Raw genomic sequence first — 15,695 nt, 5'->3', positions numbered from 1 at the left:
AGATCAGGACTTCGGGCATATGTCACTCGAACGTGCGCCGACCCACCTCTCCCTTGACCCCGTCCACGAACACGGACCAGGACGCGGCCGAGAAAAGGAGAGGACAGACGGCCGGGAGCTTGCTGTCCCGGACGGGGACTATGCCGGGGTGGCCGTCGGCGACCTCGACGCAGTTGTTGGCTCCCCCGTCGCTGTAGCTCGACTTGCGCCACACGGCGGTGCTGAAGTCGGGGGTGCGGGTCATGATCCGTGCTCCTCCAGTAGGCCCCTGATGAACGCGAGCGAGTCCGGCGGGGACAGTGCCAGGTCGCGGAGCCGATCGTAGGACAGTCGCTCCCGCAGGATGTCGTCCGGATCTTCGAACAGCCAACCCTTGCTGTTGCCTTCCGTGTAGGCGACAGCGCTCCCGTCCCGCTGCCAGAGCAGCGTCAGCGATCCGCTCATATGGTGGTGCGCCCCCACGGAGAAGGGGAGTACCTGAAGCGTCACGTTGGGCCACAGCGCGGCAGCCTCAAGGTGACGCAGTTGGTCCTGCCAGGTCTGACCTTGCGCGGCGGGGCGTCGGAAGGCGAACTCGTCCACGATGACACGGACTTCGGGCTGCGGCTTCTGCCTCAGGAGGTACTGCCTGCCCAGTCGGGCCGCCACCTGCTCCTCGACCGACTCGTCTCCGTCCGCCGTTGCCAGCGCCCCGGACAACACCTCACGAGCGAAGTCCTCGGTCTGGAGAAGTCCCGGAATGCCCGGCGAGAACACCCGGATGACCCGGGCCGTCGCCTCCAGTCCCATGTATTCCCTGTACTGGTCCTTGAACGCGTCCAGCCTTGCCACTCTCCAGTGGCTGATCAGCAGATCACCGGTGCCGTAATACCCGTCCAGGTCCTCCATCACCGTCACCTTGGACAGCCGCTCCCCGGACTCCAGCCGGCTCAGGTAGCTCTTGTCGTACCCGGTCTCGGCAGCCAGCTGCCCCAACGACTTCCCGGCCTTGTCCCGCAGCACCCTCAGCGTCTGGCCCAGCACGGCCCGCCCGGAAACCGGCCCCGCGTCAGCCTGTTCACGCACGTCACCACCCCTCCCCGTTGCCCGGAGCCGCCGTCAACGCCGACCCCCTTCCGCAGCGTACGGGTCAGCAGTGACGATCAGGACACGAACAGTGATCCCCCCACCCCAAAGGACCCCGGCATGCGCCTCCTCCCCTGGACCAACCTCGACGGCAACCCCTGCTACCTCAGCGCCGACGACCACCGGAGCAGCCTCTCCCTCCTCGCGGACAGCGTCGAGGTGGCTCAACTCGCCTCGGGCAAGGACGTACTGGCCGGGGCCCGGGCCGTGCTCGCCGACAAGAAGGCGGGCGAGTTCGCCGTACGGTCCGCCCTGACACGGGCAACCGAGTCCTTGGAGGACGTGATCCGCATCGCGGTCAGCCGGGGCGGGCGAATCCCCGGACGTGAACTGTGAGGCCGCCACGGACTACGCGCGCGATCAGGTACGCCGACCACGCAGCTCGATGAAAGCACGGGCTCAGCGGACCCCAACGCACGTCGCTGGAGGATCTTGAGAAGCGGCTCAGTCTCAACCCGTTCGGCCCGCCTGCGATCAGCATGCACGACAACAGTTGGTTGGGCTGCGTTCGCAGGTGGCTTCGTCATCTATATCGTGACCGATCGCGATGTGGCGATCAATGCCATCGACCTGGTCGCAACGGACGAAATCCTGTCGCGGGCTCAGTAGAAGCCGAGCATTCCCGGGGAGTCGATGCCGATGGCAACGATCCCTGGCGGATAGCGGTCTTCACGGTCCGTCAGGAGGATCGACATCCCGTTGAAGTCGGGACGCGGCAACGCCGCATACAGGGCGTGGCAGGTGTCGGCTCCGCCATAGCCGTCGCGGATCATGGTTCCGACCCTGGCCGCTGCGGCCGTGTTCAGCTCGTCGACTTCGACGGACGAGAAGGCGAGGACGCGGTGTGCAGTTCCCTCGTCCTCCGACTCCGCCTGCATGAGGCAGATCGCCGGGATGCGCAGGAGATCGCCGGGGGTGCGCGCCATATTCGCGGCCAGGAGGTTCAGCGTCTTGTGGCCGGCCGCCAACGCACGGGTCGCGCTGGTGTCGAGGATGATCACGCTGCTGCGGCTCCCCTGGCCGCGCGCGCCTTCTCCGCGGCGATGCGACGGATGTTGCCCAGCACGTCAGGAGCCCGTTCGAACTCCTCGTCGCTGATGTCGAGCCCGATGACATCCCGCACCACCTTGCGATCGGCGGCGAGTCGCTCGGCGATCTGCTCGGCCGTGGGCTGCTGGGCCGCCAACTCGTCTACCAGCTGCCCCAGTGTCAGCCCTCTTTCCTTGGCGATCTGCGCAAGGTGATCTCGGGCCTGCCGAGAGACCTGGATCGTGGTGGTGTCGGTCATGAACTCACCATAGCCACTCTATGAAACCGATTCGAGCCTTCTTCCATCGGCTTCACCCGTTCGTGGCACTCACCCGCGCTTCGGCCCCGTGATCGCCTCCCCGATCACGAACCCCTTGGCGGGACCTTCGGGAACGGTGACCTCGGTGCCGTAAGGGACGCGGTGGATGTCCTCCCAGTCGGCCTTCTCCGGGCGGGGGCCGGTGAAGAGGGTGACGGCGCCCTGGCCGTCGTAGTCGTCGATGATCACGTACACCGGGATACCTGCACGGGCGTACTCGCGGCGCTTGCGGATGCGGTCGCGGTCCTGGTTGCGCTTGCCCGGGGAGACGACTTCGACAACCACATAGACGGCGGAGGCCTCCACTCCCAGCCCTTCCTCGTCGGCATGCGCCTCCAGGTCTTCCGGAGCGACGAGCGCGTCCGGGATCCAGCCCTTCCGCTTGTGGATCAGGTTGGTGTCCTGGTGGCAGGCGTACTCGCCCCCGTCCAGGAACTTGTCCAGTGCCCGCCGCAGACGGTTCGTGATCTGGGCGTGGGTAAGACGTCCGGTCGGCGACACCTCGATGGCTCCCTCGATGATCTCAGCGCGGTAGCCCTCGGGGAGTTCCATGGCCTTCCATGCCTGCCACAGGACCTCGTCCAGGTCGGGTACGTTCACGATGTCAGCCGAAGCCTCGGACATGGTCTCGGGCCTCTCATGTGCGAGAGCGGTCAAGGTGGCACCTCCTCATCAAGTGTGGGCTGGGCGTGCCTGCGGCACAAGCAACGCGATCACGGTAGGTAGGACGACACCGGTGACCTGGCGATATGACTCCAGACCACCCGTTCGAGCGATGACGGAACGGTCCGCCGATAGCCGGCCCGAACCGCCTCCTGACGCCTCAGGCAGCCGCCATATCCTCTCCCCAGTCGCGCACCCGTTCGGTGCGTATGGGGAGGGGTTCGGATCGTGGACGAGGGTGGAGTCGAAAGGGAGTACCGGAAGCGGCGGAAGCAGCCCCGGACGCAGCTCCTGCTTCTGGGGCTGCTGCTGGTGAACGCATTCGTCCAGACCAACCGGGTCTCCGCCGACGGGGGCAGCGGTAGGGACTGGTGGGGGCCGCCGGTCTTCGCGCTGGTGATGGTCCTGGCGATCGTGCGGATCGCGCTGGAGCAGTTCCGGGCGCACACCAGGGTCACGGCCGCCGGGATCACCGCGCAGGGGCCGGTGCGGGCGCGGACCTGGGCCTGGTCGGAGGTGTACGACATCCGGGTGGAGCAGGCGCCGCGCGGTTCCGGCCGGGCGGCCCCGCGGTGGCTCACCTACCTGTACGACTTCCAGGGCCGCCGCTTCCTGCTGTGGCACCTCAACGACTGGCAGCTGGACGACCCCTACGCCGAGGTCGCGGAGTTGTGTCTGGCCGCGGCCCCGCTGCGCAGCCTCACCTGGGAGCGCCGTCCGGACGTCGAGGAGCTGATCCTGCGCGGGGCCGCGCGGCGGAAGGCCTGGACGTGGGGGGCGTACGGCGCCATCGCGGTCTTCTGCCTCATGTTCGTGCTCGACGTCGCGCTGATCGCGGTGGGGCGTCCGGACCATCCGTTCGTGCTCTTCGTCTGCGTGCCCCTGGCCTCCGGCGCCGCCCTCGCCCTCGTACTCGACCGGTACTGGGGCACCCGGCCGCCGAGCTCCCCGGCCCGGCAGCCGTAGCCCATCCACATCCCACCCCCAGCCCCGTCACAGACGCGGCCGTGTGGGACGGGATCGGGCCGCTGCTACCACCTGAGGATCATCGTCTCGTCCGGGACCGGCGCCGCCGACTCCGCCGCGATCGCCTCGGGGAGCGGGTGCGCCAGGGTGGCGTAGGCGCCGCCCCGGGCGAGGAGTTCGGCGTGGGTGCCGGCCTCCACCAGGCGGCCGCGGTCGACGACCAGGATGCGGTCGGCGTCGGGGGCGAGGGTGAGGTCGTGCGTGATCATGATGGTCGTACGGCCCGCCATGAGTCTGCGGAGCGGAGCCACCACCTGGCGGGCGGCGATCGCGTCCAGGCCCGCCGTCGGCTCGTCGAGGACGAGGACCGGGGCGGCGCGGAGCATCGCGCGGGCGATGGCGATCCGCTGGAGCTGACCGCCGGAGAGGGCGGCCGTGCCGGGGGCGATGTGGGTGTCGTAGCCCTCGGGCAGGGCGGTGACGAAGTCGTGGGCGGCCGCGTCCCGTGCCGCCTGTTCGATCTCGGTGTCCGTCGCGCCGGGGCGGCCGCACTCGATGTTCTCGCGGACCGTGCCGTTGAGGATCAGCGTCTGCTGCGGGAGCAGGGCGACGTTCTCGCGGAGGAACTCCAGGGGTACGTCGGTGAGCGGGACGCCGTCCAGGCAGATCACGCCGGCCGAGGGGTCGTAGAAGCGGGTGAGCAGCTTGGAGAGGGTGGACTTGCCGGCGCCGCTCTTGCCGGTGACCAGGACCAGTTCGCCGGGGCCGGCGGCGAAGTCGACGTCGCGGAGGGAGGCGCGGGGGGACTCGGGGTAGCGGAAGGAGACGTTGTGGAAGCTGACCCAGCCGCGGACCGGCCAGGGGCCGACGGGCCGGGCGGGGTCGGTGACGGCGGGTTCGGCGTCCAGGATCTCGCCGATGCGCTCCGCGCCCGCGGTGGCCGCGGTGAGGGTGAGGCCGAGCTGGCCGAGGTTGCGCACCGGCGGGTAGAGGTAGCCGAGGAAGGCCGCGAAGGCGAGGAGTTCGCCGAGGGTCATGCGGTCTGCGGAGATCTCCCAGACGCCCAGGCCGATCACGGCGAGTACGCAGAGGGTCTCGACGACCTCGACGAACTGGGCGTACATCTCGCTGAGGCGGGCGCCGCGCACGCTCGCCCGCATCCAGGCGCGGGCCTCGACGTCCAGGCGCTTCTCCTCGTCCCGGCGGCGGTTGTACGCCTGGGTGAGGACGACGTTGCCGAGGGACTCCTCCACCACGGAGGTGATCGCGCCGTCGGCGACCCGCTCGTCCTGGGAGGCGGTCCTGATCCGGCCGGAGAAGCGGCGGGCGGCGAAGAGGAAGAGGGGGGCGAGGACGAAGGTGGCCAGGGCCAGGTCCCAGCGCAGCCAGAAGGCGGCGGCCGCGTAGAAGACGGCGGAGAAGGCGGCGGCGACGGTGCCGACGACACCGGAGACGACCATCTGCTCGATGGCCTCGACGTCCCCGGTGAGGCGTTCCACCAGGTCGCCCTGGCGGTGCTTCTGGAAGAAGTGCGGGGGCAGGTCCTGGACGTGCCGGAAGACCTTGGCGCGCAGCCGCAGGACGAATCTCTCCGCGGTCCAGGTGGCCAGCGAGTTGCCGAGGTAGCCGACGAACGCGCCCACCGCGGCGACCAGCAGCCAGGCACCGGCCGGGCCCCAGAAGGCGGCGAGCGAACCGGCCTGGAGGGCGTTGTCGGTGAGGTCGGCGAAGAGCAGGATCGCGGCGGTCTCGGCGAGTGCGGACACCACGACACACGCGATGATCATCCACAGCCACCTGCGGTCGCCGCGGGTCAGCGGCCAGAAGCGGCGGAAGGCCGAACGGGCCTCTCTCATGGTCTACAACTCCCTTCGGGGACGGGGTCGGTACGGACATGGCCGAGGCGGGGCCACCGGTGCGACCACGCGTAACCGGTGACCCCGCCTCGCTGCGTACGTCAGTGCCTGTCGCCGACGGGGCGCTTCGGCTCCGGCTTCTTCGGCGCGGGCTTCTTCGGGGCCGGGGCGGGCTTGCGGTGCTTCTTGACGGGGACGATCTTGTGGAAGCTCATGGTGCTGTTCCTCTCTCTGACGACGTGTGTCGTGGTTCTGCAACAGTTTTTCTACTGGCCAGCTGCAACAACCTGTGAATTGATTTGAATTACTCTGTAAATGCTTTGTCAGCGCTCGTCGCCGACCGGGCGGCGCTTCGGATCGGGCTTCTTCGGCGCGGGCTTCTTCGGGGCCGGGGCGGGCTTGCGGTGCTTCTTGACGGGGACGATCTTGTGGAAGCTCATGTCCTTCTCCTTCGTTCTGTCGTCCGCGCCGTTCGCTTTCGACATGGAAAACATTACGCGACCCAAGAGCCGGAGAAAGCCATTTTCAGTTAGACCTCGATGAATTGCGGCTGAGATGAAATTTCAGGAGCAACTGGGAACCGTTCACCGCCTCACATAGGTTTTATCCAGCAGATGCAACAGAAAGGGCCCGGTGCGCACGGGTGTGCGTACCGGGCCCTGGGTGGGGCGGAAGCGGGTGCTACTGGACGATCGTGATGCGGTTCGTGGCCGGCGGCGCGAGCGGGCTCGTGGCCGAGGAGTTGGCCGTCAGGTACTGGGCGAGGGCGGAGAGGTCGTCGGTGCCGACGACGTCGTCGGTGCCCTGGCCGAGGGTGGTGAAGCCGTCGCCGCCGCCCGCGAGGAAGGAGTTGGTGGCGACGCGGTAGGTGGCGGCCGGGTCCACGGCCGTGCCGTTCAGCTTCACGGAATCGGCGACGACACGGTCCGCGCCTGTCTTCGTCAGGTCCAGCGTGTAGGTGAGCCCCTTGGACGGCAGCAGGATCTTCGGAGCGGCCGCGTTGGTACCGCTCACCTGCTCCTTGAGCACCTGGATCAGCTGGGCCCCGGTGAAGTCCTGGAGGTTCACGGTGTTGGCGAAGGGCTGGACCGTGAAGCCCTCGGCGTACGTCACGACGCCGTCGCCCTCACTCCCCTTCGCCACGTACGTCAGCCCGGCCCGTACCCCGCCCGGGTTCATCAGCGCGAGGTCGGTCTCCGGGTCCAGCTCCTTGCCGTAGGCGAACTGGGCGTCGGCGATCAGGTCGCCCATCGGGGACTCGGTGCCGGTGTTGTTGACGTCGGCGGAGATGTAGCCGATGGCGCGGTTGCCGATCGGGGCGGCGAGGGTGTTCCACCTGCCGATCAGCTCGGTCATGTCGGGCGCCTTGGCGACGTCCCGGGTGACCACGTGGTTCGCCGACTTCACGGCCGTACGCGCGATGTCGCCGGTGCGGCGGTCGTAGGTCAGCGTGGTGTCGGTGTAGAGGCGGCCGAAGGAGGCGGCCGAAGTGACCATCCGGGGGTTGCCGGCCGGGTCGTCGACGGTGCAGACGTACGCGGTGTGGGTGTGGCCGGTGACCAGCGCGTCCACGGCCGGGGTCACGTTCTTCGCGATATCGACGATCGGGCCCGAGATGCCGCTGCCGGCGCCCGCGGAGTCGCAGTCGTAGTTGTAGGTGGACGAGGCCGGGAAGCCGCCCTCGTGGACCAGCGCCACGATCGACTGGACACCCTGGCGCTGGAGCACCTTGGCGTACTTGTTGATGGTCTCGACCTCGTCCTTGAAGGCCAGGCCCTTGACGCCGTCGGCGGAGACGATGCCGGGCGTGCCCTCCAGGGTGACGCCGATGAAGCCGATCCTGACGTCCTTCTTCTTCCAGACCCAGTACGGCTTGAGGATCGGCTTGTCCGTCTTCTCGTCGAGGACGTTGGCCGCCAGGTAAGGGAAGTCGGCGCCCTTGAACTTCTTGTCCGTGTAGCAGCCGTCGGTGGGGTGGCAGCCGCCGTTCTGGAGGCGGGCCAGTTCCTTCGCGCCCTCGTCGAACTCGTGGTTGCCGACCGTCGTCACGTCCAGGTCGAGCTTGTTGAGCGCCTCGATGGTCGGCTCGTCGTGGAAGAGACCGGAGATGAGCGGGGAGGCGCCCACCATGTCGCCGCCGGCGGCGGTGACGGAGTACTCCTTGCCCTTGCGGGCCTGCCGCAGGTGGGTCGCGAGGTACTCGACACCACCGGCGTCGATCGTCTTGGTCGTCCCGTCGGCCTGGGTCTCGGTGACCCGGCCCGAGGAGCCGGACGGCGGCTCCAGGTTGCCGTGCAGGTCGTTGAAGGAGAGCAGCTGGACGTCCTGGTAGCGGCTCGGGCCGTGGTGGCCGTGGCCCGTGCCGGAGTGCGCGTCGGCGGGCAGCGCGCCCGCCAGGGCCGCGACGGCGGCGAGCCCCGCGGCCGACGCGAGCAGTGCGTGGGAACGCCGTCTGGACGGTCTGGACTTGGCTTGCATGGGACCCCCCTGTGGGTCTGCCGAGAAGTGGCCCGGTCCGGCGCAGCCTAGGGTCAACGCGCGTAGCGCAACAGGGGCTTCATGGTTACATCTTGGTTTCCGGTTGCCCTGCCCTTTACCTTCCTCCGGTGTCCGCACTTTGCCGATCCTGCCCCGTACCCTCGTACGCATGACCAGCGACGACACCGCACGGCCGCCCATGTACTCCCGCTCCATCGACACCTACTCCGCGCTCACCCCGGATCAGGCCGAGGCCGTACGGGAACTGCTGGCGGAGGCCGCACGGTCCGACGGCCAGCAGCCGGTGTCCGAGCAGGGCCGCCTGCAGCTGAGCGGCGGCGCCCGGGAGGGCGTCTCCCACCTGCTCCTCTCGGCCGGCGACGAACTCGTCGGCTACGCCCAGCTGGAGGACACCGACCCGGTGGAGGCGCCGGCCGCGGAGCTGGTCGTGCGCCCGGCCCACCGGGGCCACGGCCACGGCCGTGCGCTGGGCGCCGCGCTGCTGGCCGCGTCCGGCAAACGGCTGCGGGTCTGGGCGCACGGCGGCCACTCGGCGGCCCGCCACCTCGCGCAGGTCCTCGGTCTCACCCTGTTCCGCGAACTGCGCCAGATGCGCCGCCCGTTGACCGCCCTGGACCTGCCGGACCCGAAGCTGCCCGAGGGCGTCACCGTCCGCACCTTCGTCCCCGGCCGGGACGACGCGGCCTGGCTCGCCGTCAACGCGGCCGCCTTCGCCCACCACCCGGAACAGGGCTCGCTCACCCAGCGCGACCTGGACGACCGCAAGGGCCAGCCCTGGTTCGATCCGGCCGGCTTCTTCCTCGCGGAGCGCGACGGCGAACTCCTCGGCTTCCACTGGACCAAGGTCCACGAGGCGGAGCGCCTCGGCGAGGTCTACGTCCTCGGCGTCTCCCCCACCGCCCAGGGCGGCGGCCTCGGCAAGTCCCTCACGACGATCGGGCTGCGGTACCTGGCCGAGCGCGGCCTGCCGACGGCGATGCTGTACGTCGACGCCGACAACACGGCGGCGGTCGCGGTCTACGAGCGGCTGGGCTTCGTGACGCACGAGACGGACCTGATGTACCGGACGGAGACGTGACGGGGAGGAGGACGGGGGTCGCGATGACCGGGGCCTGAGGGACCCTCACCGGTGCGGTGGCCGCCTGCGGTTGACCAGGTAGGCGGACCTGCCGAGCACGGCGACGGCGACCGCCGCGGCGAGCACCTTGACGAGGGGCCCGGCACCGCCGGCCAGGGTGGCCGCGGCGAGGACGAGGACGACGGCGGCCGACAGCCAGGGCATCGCCCTTTCGGCCGATCCCCCGTCACGGAAGGGGTTGTCCACGTCTGTCTCCTCATCGACCCCGGCAGCGGCCGCCTGCCGCCTGCCGCCTGTCGCCTCCATCATGCCCGCGTCAGCCCGCCGGGCAGTCGCCGTCAGCCCTCCCGGCAGTCGTCCGGGCCCTTCGGCACCCGCACGCCGAGCAGGCGAGCCGCCTCGGTCGTGGTCGTGTGCGGTGAGGTCAGCTGCTGCCAGTGGGACTTCACCCGGGCCGCCACCGTGTCGTGCGGCTCGCGGAACAGTTCCCGGACGACCTCGGTCTGCTGGGCCGAGACGGACATGGTGCCGCCGTCCGGGGTGAGGACCGCGGCCGAGCCGGCGAGGCTGTCGTCGATGCGGAGGTGGCGGAAGGTGTCCTCGGGGGTGGGGTCGGTGGCCAGGGCGAGCCACATGGTGGTGACCGGGCGGGCGTCGCACATCTCGACGGAGGCCTGCTCGTTGCCGGCGACCAGGACCCGGGCGACCCCGACCGCGAACTCGGGGACCCGGTTGCCGCCCCACTGGGTGCCGACGGTGACCGTGCCGGGGGTGGAGCTCGTCGGGAGGGTGGCGTCCGTGGTGAGGTCGGTGATCTCCTGGATGCGCTGGCGGACGGTGAGGTGGGTGGTGGCCTGCTCGCCGCCCGCCTCGGACCGGACGCGCCGGACGACTCCGGCCCAGTCGACGGTCCAGCCCTTCCAGTCCGGGTACGCGCAGTACCGGGAGCCGGCCCGCTCGACGCACGTCTGGAACTTCGCCGGGTGGTCCGCCTCCGCCTTCCGCTCGGCCTGCAGACCCGTGGAGTCCCCCGCTGTCTGCCCGGCCACGCCGGCCACCGCCGCCGCCAGGGCCACGGCCGCCGCCGCCTTCAGGAGCCGCGACCGGCCGCCGGCCACCAGCATCGCCGCGCACACCGCCAGCGCCGTGAGCCCCAGCAGGTAGAGCGCGTGCCAGCCCGCCGGGCGGCCCAGCAGTTCGTCGGGGACCGGGGTGCCGCCGTTCTGCAGCACCGCCGGCCACAGCCAGTCCACGCCGTGCGTGCCCGAGCCGCGGGACAGCAGACTGGCGACGAGCCCGATCGCGAGCAGGAAGAGCAGCGGGGCCGCCGGGTGGGGCAGGACCCGGGCCAGCAGCACGCCGATCGCACCGGCGAGCAGGACGGTCAGCGGGGCCACCGCCAGTTCGAAGACCGAGCCGTGGCCGACCGCGCCCGGCCGCAGCGCCGCCCGGGCGAACTGGACGTCGACCACCAGGGCCACGCCGACCGCGAAGGGCACGGCGGACAGGGCGTGGGCGAGCGAGCGGCGCGCGGGCGACATCGCCAGCACCCCGAACTGCTCCTCCAGGCCGCGCCGCCGGGCGAGAAGAGCCGCCCGGTGCACGCACACCAGCAGGGCCACGGCGAACAGCTCCGGGCCGCCCTGGGTGGAGCGGTCCACGTCGTGCAGGACGGGATAGGCGTCCATGCCCTCGTCCTGACCGAACAGGCCGTACCCGACGTAGGCGAGGTACAGCAGGCCGAAGACCAGCAGCGGTATCTGGAGGAGGAGCTGACGGGCCTCGAAAACGGCCAGGGCGAAGACGGACGCGGACGCGGTGTCGCGCTCGCGGGGCTCACCCCCGGCCGTCTCCGGCTCCTTCACGAGTGCCGTCGTCATGCCGCCGCCACCTCCGTGCCCCCGGTGCCCGCCGCGTTCTCCGCGTCGAGGACCAGCAGGTAGCCGTCCTCCAGGGTCGGTTCGAGCAGGTCGGCGCCGGTGGGCGGGTCGCCGACGTTGCGGAAGGTGCCGGTGCCGGTGCGCCAGCCCGCCCGGACGCCCGGGGCGCGTTCCGTGCTGGTCCACACGTGTCCGGCCGCGTGGGCGGTCAGTTCCGCCGGTGTGCCGTCGAAGCGGACCCGGCCGCCGGCCAGCACGATCACCCGGTTGCAGAGCATCGCCACGTCCTCGGTCTGATGGGTGGACAGCAGGACCGTCCGGCCTTCGCCCGCCTCCGCGACCAGCTCCCGGAACCGCATGCGCTGTTCGGGGTCGAGTCCGACCGTCGGCTCGTCCAGGACCAGGAACCGGGGGTCGCCGACGAGCGCGGCGGCCAGCGCGACCCGCTGCCGCATCCCGCCGGAGAGCCGCTTGATCCGCTTGCCGCGTACGTCGGCCAGGCCGACCTGGTCGAGGACGCGCCGCACCTCCCGGTGGCGTCCGCCGCGGTCGGTGAGCTCCTTGAGGATGGCGACGTAGTCCACGAACTCGAAGGCCGTGAAGTCCGGGTGGAAGCCGGGGGTCTGCGGGAGGTAGCCGAGCGTGCGCCGGACCGCGAGCCGCCCGGCCGGGGTGGCCGGGTCCTCGCCGTGCACGGTGAAGGCGCCGCGGTCCGGCGGTACGGCGGTGGCGAGGACCTTCAACAGGGTGGTCTTCCCGGCACCGTTGGGCCCGAGCAGGCCGGTGACACCGTCCGTCAGGGACAGGGTGACGCCGTCGAGCGCCGGGGTGCCGCCGTAGCGCACGGTGAGGCCGGCGGCGGAGACAGTGGTGTTCAACGTGGGACTCCAGCGATCAGTAGGGCTTGGCGTCGAAGCGGTCGCGCACCTGGTGCAGCAGGAGCGTCGCCAGTGCGGCGAGCGCGGCGGCCGCCGACTGCCCGGCCGTGGTGAAGGCGATGGAGGTGTGCGTCGGGTGCATCGCCGCCACCGCCATCAGGGCGGTCCACGCCCCGCCGACCAGTCCGGGTCCGGCCAGCGGGCCGAGCCGGGCGGAGAGGGCGAGGCCTGCCGCGGTGAGCGCGAGGGCGGGCAGCAGCCAGCCGAAGGCGAGCAGGCCGTAGCCGGGCAGGGCCAGCGCGGCCAGGCAGTTGAGGCCGAGGGAGGCGGTCAGCGCGGCCACGGTACGGATCATCAGCAGCCGGAAGCCGTGCGTCGGCGCGACCGCGGCCATCTCGTACGTCGGGTCGAGGACCGGGCCGTAGGACAGCGCCACCGCGGCGAGCGGGAGCAGCGGGGCGAGGGCCAGGAACAGGGCCGGGGCGTCCACCGCGTGGACCACCAGGACCGTCGCCGCCAGCACGAACGCCACCGAGGCCAGCCAGGAGCGGCGCAGCACCGGAGTGGCGGTGAGCAGCTGTGCGGTGTGGTCGGCGACGCCGAGGCGGACCAGGAGCCGTTGACCCGGTCCGGGCCGTGGGGCGTCGAGTTCGGCGTCCAGGCGCTCCCAGCCGGCGTCCAGCGCGACCGGGTCCGACACGGACGCCAGGACCGCCCTGCACTCGGCGCAGGAGCCGACGTGGGTGTCGGCCGACCAGAGCGCCGGCGGCGCCAACTCGCCGTGCGCGTACGCCCGTAGATCCTCTTCAGACACATGCCAGGTCATGCCAGCTCCTCCCGCAGCTGCTTGCGCGCCCGCATCGCGCGGGTCTTGACCGTCCCCGGCGGGATGCCGAGCAGGACCGCGGCCTCCCGGGTGGTCAGTCCGTCGATCACCGTCGCCTGGAGCACCGCCCGCAGTTCGGGCGAGAGCCGGACCAGGGCCCCGGCGAGGTCCCCGTGCTCCACCCCCGCGAGCACGCGCTCCTCCGCCGAGGCCTCGTCCCGGTGCCGCAGCCGGGCCAGTGCCTGCCGCAGCCGGCCGCGGGCCCCGTCGCCGCGCAGCGCGTCGACCAGCCGCCGTGACCCGATGCGCCACAGCCACCCGGCGGCGTCGGCGTTCACACCGTCCTCGGTGGTCTCCCGGTACCGGGCGGTCCCCCGCCACACCGCGAGGAAGGTCTCCTGCACGACGTCGTCGACCAGCGCCGGGTCCGCGCACCGGCCGCGCAGCCGCGCGGTCAGCCACGGCGCGTACCGCCGGTACAGCTCCTCGAAGGCGCGCCGGTCCGCATCCGCCGCGACCGCGCGCAGCAGCTCACCGTCGCTTCTCGTTCCGCTCACGTCTCCTCATCGCACGAGCCCCGCCGATCGGTTCACCGATCCCGGGTTGACATTCGGACGGCACTTCCACCACCCTTTCACTACTCAATTAGTGAAAGGGTGGTTGTACGGGTGGTCGAGTACCGCATCGACCGGCGCTCCGGCGTCGCCACCTACGTCCAGATCGTCCAGCAGACCAAGCAGGCCCTGCGCCTGGGTCACCTCCAGCCGGGAGACAGGCTGCCCACCGCCCGCGAGGTGGTCGAGGCCACCGCCATCAACCCCAACACCGTCCTCAAGGCCTACCGGGAGCTGGAGCGCGAGGGACTGGTCGAGGCCCGGCGCGGCCTCGGCACCTTCGTGAAGCGCTCGCTCGGCACCTCCCCGGCCGCCGAGTCCCCCCTGCACGGGGAGCTCGCGGACTGGGCGGCCCGGGCCCGCGCGGCCGGCCTGGACCGCGACGACGTGGCCGCACTCTTCACCGCCGTACTCGAACAGCACTTCGCGATGCACCTCCAAGGAGAGAGTTCATGACCGACTCCGCGATAGCGGCGTCCGCGCTCGGCAAACAGTTCGGCCGGCGCGGGGGCTGGGCGCTGCGCGACTGCACCTTCCGGCTCCCCGCCGGGCGGGTCTGCGCCGTCGTCGGCCCCAACGGGGCGGGCAAGTCCACGCTCCTCGCCCTCGCCGCCGGTCTGCTCGGCGCCACCGAGGGCGGGCTGGCCGTCCTCGGCACCACCCCGGCCGAGGCGCGCAGCCGGGTCGGTTACGTCGCCCAGGACAAGCCGCTGTACCCGCAGCTCACGATCGCCGAGACGCTGGCGATGGGCGCCGACCTGAACCCCTGGCGCTGGGACCCGGCCGCCGCCCACGAGGTCGTGGCCGCCGGCGACCTGGACCCGAAGTCACGGGTCCGCGCCCTCTCCGGCGGCCAGCGCACCCGGGTCGCGCTCGCCCTCGCCCTCGGCAAGCGGCCCGAGCTGCTCCTCCTCGACGAGCCGATGGCCGACCTCGACCCGCTGGCCCGGCACGAGCTGATGGGCGTGCTGATGGTGCAGGCCGCCCAGCACGGCACCACCATCGCGATGTCCTCGCACGTGGTCGCCGAACTGGAGGACTCCTGCGACCACCTGCTGCTGATCGGCGGCGGCCGGGTCCGGCTGGCCGGCGAGATCGACGACCTGCTGGCCGCCCACACCCGGGTCGCCGCCCCCGCCGACGCCGACCTCGCCCCGCACACCGTCGTCGACTCCCGGACCACCGGCCGGCAGCTCAGCGCCCTGGTCCGCCCGACGGGCCCGCTGCCCGCGGACTGGCGCACCGCCGTCCCCTCCCTGGAGGAGCTGGTCCTCGCCCACCTCCGCAACCCCGAGGCTCCGGCCCTGACCGCGGTGGAGGCCACCGTATGACCACCCTGACCGCACCCGCGCCGGCCCCCCGGGCCCACCTCACCCGCTGGCTGCTGCGCCTGCACCGCCCCGCGCTGTACGTCTGGACGGGCCTGGCCCTGGTCCTCGCCGTCCTGCTCCTCCTCCTGTACGGCCCGCTGACCGACGCCGCGGCCGACGCCTGGCGCCAGTACGACGCCTGCACCGACTGGCAGCGGTGCACGTACAACCAGAAGGCGATCCTGCGCTACAAGGACTGGTACAACTACGCCACCCTGGCCGCGGCCGCGGTGCCCTTCCTGGCCGCCGCCTGGGCCGGTGGCGCGTTCGGCAAGGAGCTGGAGTCCGGCACCGCACGGCTGGCCTGGACCCAGTCCAGCACCCCCGTGCGCTGGCTGACCGTACGGCTCGCGGTACCGGGCGCGGCCGTCGCCGGCGGGACCGCCCTGCTCGTCTGGCTGCACCACCTGGTCTGGGCCGCGGGCGACGGCCGTATCGACACCGCCAAGCAGTGGTACGACGTCCCGACCTTCCACACCAACGGGCCCACCCTCGTCGCCCTGGCCCTGTGCGGCCTGGCGGCGGGCGCGCTCACGGGCCTGCTGTCCCGCCGCACCCTGCCCGCCCTGGGCCTCGCCCTGGTCCTGACCGG

Annotated in this window: 17 protein-coding genes and 1 pseudogene; 6 read left to right on the top strand and 12 right to left on the bottom strand. The window is 71.4% G+C overall.

What is annotated here, in order from left to right:
- Window positions 1–22: 22 nt before the first annotated feature.
- Together JF597_RS35620 and JF597_RS35615 are read right to left on the bottom strand one after the other, a co-directional pair.
- Window positions 23–244: a DUF397 domain-containing protein gene (locus tag JF597_RS35620; RefSeq protein ID WP_294005108.1), complete on the bottom strand. Its 222-nt coding sequence runs from the start codon at window positions 242–244 to the stop codon at window positions 23–25.
- On the bottom strand, window positions 241–1,065 hold the full coding sequence (locus tag JF597_RS35615; RefSeq protein WP_294005105.1) for a helix-turn-helix transcriptional regulator: 825 nt from the start codon (window positions 1,063–1,065) through the stop codon (window positions 241–243). The genes JF597_RS35620 and JF597_RS35615 overlap by 4 nt, the downstream gene beginning before the upstream one ends.
- Window positions 1,066–1,185: 120 nt before the next feature.
- On the opposite strand from JF597_RS35615, the gene JF597_RS35610 reads away from it, so the two are divergent.
- Entirely contained in the window at window positions 1,186–1,461 is a 276-nt protein-coding gene (locus JF597_RS35610; RefSeq protein ID WP_294005102.1) for a hypothetical protein, read from the top strand.
- Between the two features lie 266 nt (window positions 1,462–1,727).
- Here the strand turns inward: JF597_RS35610 and JF597_RS35605 are convergent, their stop codons facing one another.
- The 3 genes from JF597_RS35605 to JF597_RS35595 form a co-directional block, all read right to left on the bottom strand.
- On the bottom strand, window positions 1,728–2,126 hold the full coding sequence (locus JF597_RS35605; protein WP_294005099.1) for a hypothetical protein: 399 nt from the start codon (window positions 2,124–2,126) through the stop codon (window positions 1,728–1,730).
- Window positions 2,123–2,413 carry a hypothetical protein gene (locus tag JF597_RS35600; RefSeq protein ID WP_294005096.1) on the bottom strand — a complete coding sequence of 97 codons (291 nt, stop codon included), beginning with the start codon at window positions 2,411–2,413 and terminating at the stop codon, window positions 2,123–2,125. The genes JF597_RS35605 and JF597_RS35600 overlap by 4 nt, the downstream gene beginning before the upstream one ends.
- A 69-nt stretch (window positions 2,414–2,482) precedes the next feature.
- The gene (locus tag JF597_RS35595; RefSeq protein WP_294005093.1) at window positions 2,483–3,130 is read right to left on the bottom strand and encodes a Uma2 family endonuclease; all 648 of its coding nucleotides are present in this window, start codon (window positions 3,128–3,130) and stop codon (window positions 2,483–2,485) included.
- A 234-nt stretch (window positions 3,131–3,364) separates the two neighbouring features.
- On the opposite strand from JF597_RS35595, the gene JF597_RS35590 reads away from it, so the two are divergent.
- Window positions 3,365–4,102, top strand: a complete 738-nt coding sequence (locus tag JF597_RS35590; RefSeq protein ID WP_294005090.1) for a PH domain-containing protein — start codon at window positions 3,365–3,367, stop codon at window positions 4,100–4,102.
- Window positions 4,103–4,167: 65 nt separating this feature from the next.
- Here the strand turns inward: JF597_RS35590 and JF597_RS35585 are convergent, their stop codons facing one another.
- Entirely contained in the window at window positions 4,168–5,958 is a 1,791-nt protein-coding gene (locus JF597_RS35585) for an ABC transporter ATP-binding protein (RefSeq protein WP_294005087.1), read from the bottom strand.
- A 681-nt stretch (window positions 5,959–6,639) separates the two neighbouring features.
- Window positions 6,640–8,436, bottom strand: coding sequence for a bifunctional UDP-sugar hydrolase/5'-nucleotidase (locus tag JF597_RS35580; protein WP_294005084.1), 1,797 nt, complete (start codon window positions 8,434–8,436; stop codon window positions 6,640–6,642).
- Window positions 8,437–8,605: 169 nt separating this feature from the next.
- Between JF597_RS35580 and mshD the strand changes: the two genes are divergently transcribed.
- Complete coding sequence (gene mshD / locus JF597_RS35575) at window positions 8,606–9,535, top strand: mycothiol synthase (protein ID WP_294005081.1); 930 nt, start codon at window positions 8,606–8,608, stop codon at window positions 9,533–9,535.
- A 45-nt stretch (window positions 9,536–9,580) separates the two neighbouring features.
- On the opposite strand, the gene JF597_RS35570 is transcribed toward mshD, so the two are convergent.
- From JF597_RS35570 to JF597_RS35550, 5 genes are all read right to left on the bottom strand, one after another.
- Window positions 9,581–9,781, bottom strand: coding sequence for a hypothetical protein (locus tag JF597_RS35570; protein WP_294005078.1), 201 nt, complete (start codon window positions 9,779–9,781; stop codon window positions 9,581–9,583).
- A gap of 92 nt (window positions 9,782–9,873) precedes the next feature.
- Entirely contained in the window at window positions 9,874–11,415 is a 1,542-nt protein-coding gene (locus JF597_RS35565; protein ID WP_294005075.1) for an ABC transporter permease, read from the bottom strand.
- A complete protein-coding gene (locus JF597_RS35560) occupies window positions 11,412–12,293 on the bottom strand; it encodes an ABC transporter ATP-binding protein (RefSeq protein ID WP_294005072.1) in 882 nt (293 codons plus the stop codon). Before JF597_RS35560 ends, JF597_RS35565 begins: the two co-directional genes overlap by 4 nt.
- A 16-nt stretch (window positions 12,294–12,309) precedes the next feature.
- Window positions 12,310–13,119: a zf-HC2 domain-containing protein gene (locus JF597_RS35555; RefSeq protein ID WP_294005071.1), complete on the bottom strand. Its 810-nt coding sequence runs from the start codon at window positions 13,117–13,119 to the stop codon at window positions 12,310–12,312.
- On the bottom strand, window positions 13,116–13,676 hold the full coding sequence (locus JF597_RS35550) for an RNA polymerase sigma factor (RefSeq protein WP_294005068.1): 561 nt from the start codon (window positions 13,674–13,676) through the stop codon (window positions 13,116–13,118). The genes JF597_RS35555 and JF597_RS35550 overlap by 4 nt, the downstream gene beginning before the upstream one ends.
- A 111-nt stretch (window positions 13,677–13,787) precedes the next feature.
- Between JF597_RS35550 and JF597_RS35545 the strand changes: the two genes are divergently transcribed.
- From JF597_RS35545 to JF597_RS35535, 3 genes and pseudogenes are all read left to right on the top strand, one after another.
- The gene (locus JF597_RS35545) at window positions 13,788–14,189 is read left to right on the top strand and encodes a GntR family transcriptional regulator (protein ID WP_294005065.1); all 402 of its coding nucleotides are present in this window, start codon (window positions 13,788–13,790) and stop codon (window positions 14,187–14,189) included.
- Complete coding sequence (locus JF597_RS35540; protein WP_294005062.1) at window positions 14,186–15,064, top strand: ABC transporter ATP-binding protein; 879 nt, start codon at window positions 14,186–14,188, stop codon at window positions 15,062–15,064. Before JF597_RS35545 ends, JF597_RS35540 begins: the two co-directional genes overlap by 4 nt.
- Window positions 15,061–15,695 (top strand): annotated as a pseudogene (locus tag JF597_RS35535) (ABC transporter permease); the annotation flags it as partial. The gene JF597_RS35540 and the pseudogene JF597_RS35535, both read left to right, overlap by 4 nt.

Origin of the sequence: Streptomyces sp. (assembly GCF_019510245.1) — a bacterium.
Taxonomy (GTDB): domain Bacteria; phylum Actinomycetota; class Actinomycetes; order Streptomycetales; family Streptomycetaceae; genus Streptomyces.
The sequence above is the reverse complement of the archived record's forward strand: the minus strand, read 5'-3'. Positions and strand labels throughout refer to the sequence as shown.

What these genes read in the sequence shown, in the direction of transcription:
- JF597_RS35585 (WP_294005087.1), bottom strand. Translation starts at nt 5,958, where the DNA reads ATGAGAGAGGCCCGTTCGGCCTTCCGCCGCTTCTGGCCGCTGACCCGC.
- JF597_RS35600 (WP_294005096.1), bottom strand. Translation starts at nt 2,413, where the DNA reads ATGACCGACACCACCACGATCCAGGTCTCTCGGCAGGCCCGAGATCAC.
- JF597_RS35565 (WP_294005075.1), bottom strand. Translation starts at nt 11,415, where the DNA reads ATGACGACGGCACTCGTGAAGGAGCCGGAGACGGCCGGGGGTGAGCCC.
- JF597_RS35580 (WP_294005084.1), bottom strand. Translation starts at nt 8,436, where the DNA reads ATGCAAGCCAAGTCCAGACCGTCCAGACGGCGTTCCCACGCACTGCTC.
- JF597_RS35610 (WP_294005102.1), top strand. Translation starts at nt 1,186, where the DNA reads ATGCGCCTCCTCCCCTGGACCAACCTCGACGGCAACCCCTGCTACCTC.
- mshD (WP_294005081.1), top strand. Translation starts at nt 8,606, where the DNA reads ATGACCAGCGACGACACCGCACGGCCGCCCATGTACTCCCGCTCCATC.
- JF597_RS35555 (WP_294005071.1), bottom strand. Translation starts at nt 13,119, where the DNA reads ATGACCTGGCATGTGTCTGAAGAGGATCTACGGGCGTACGCGCACGGC.
- JF597_RS35620 (WP_294005108.1), bottom strand. Translation starts at nt 244, where the DNA reads ATGACCCGCACCCCCGACTTCAGCACCGCCGTGTGGCGCAAGTCGAGC.
- JF597_RS35540 (WP_294005062.1), top strand. Translation starts at nt 14,186, where the DNA reads ATGACCGACTCCGCGATAGCGGCGTCCGCGCTCGGCAAACAGTTCGGC.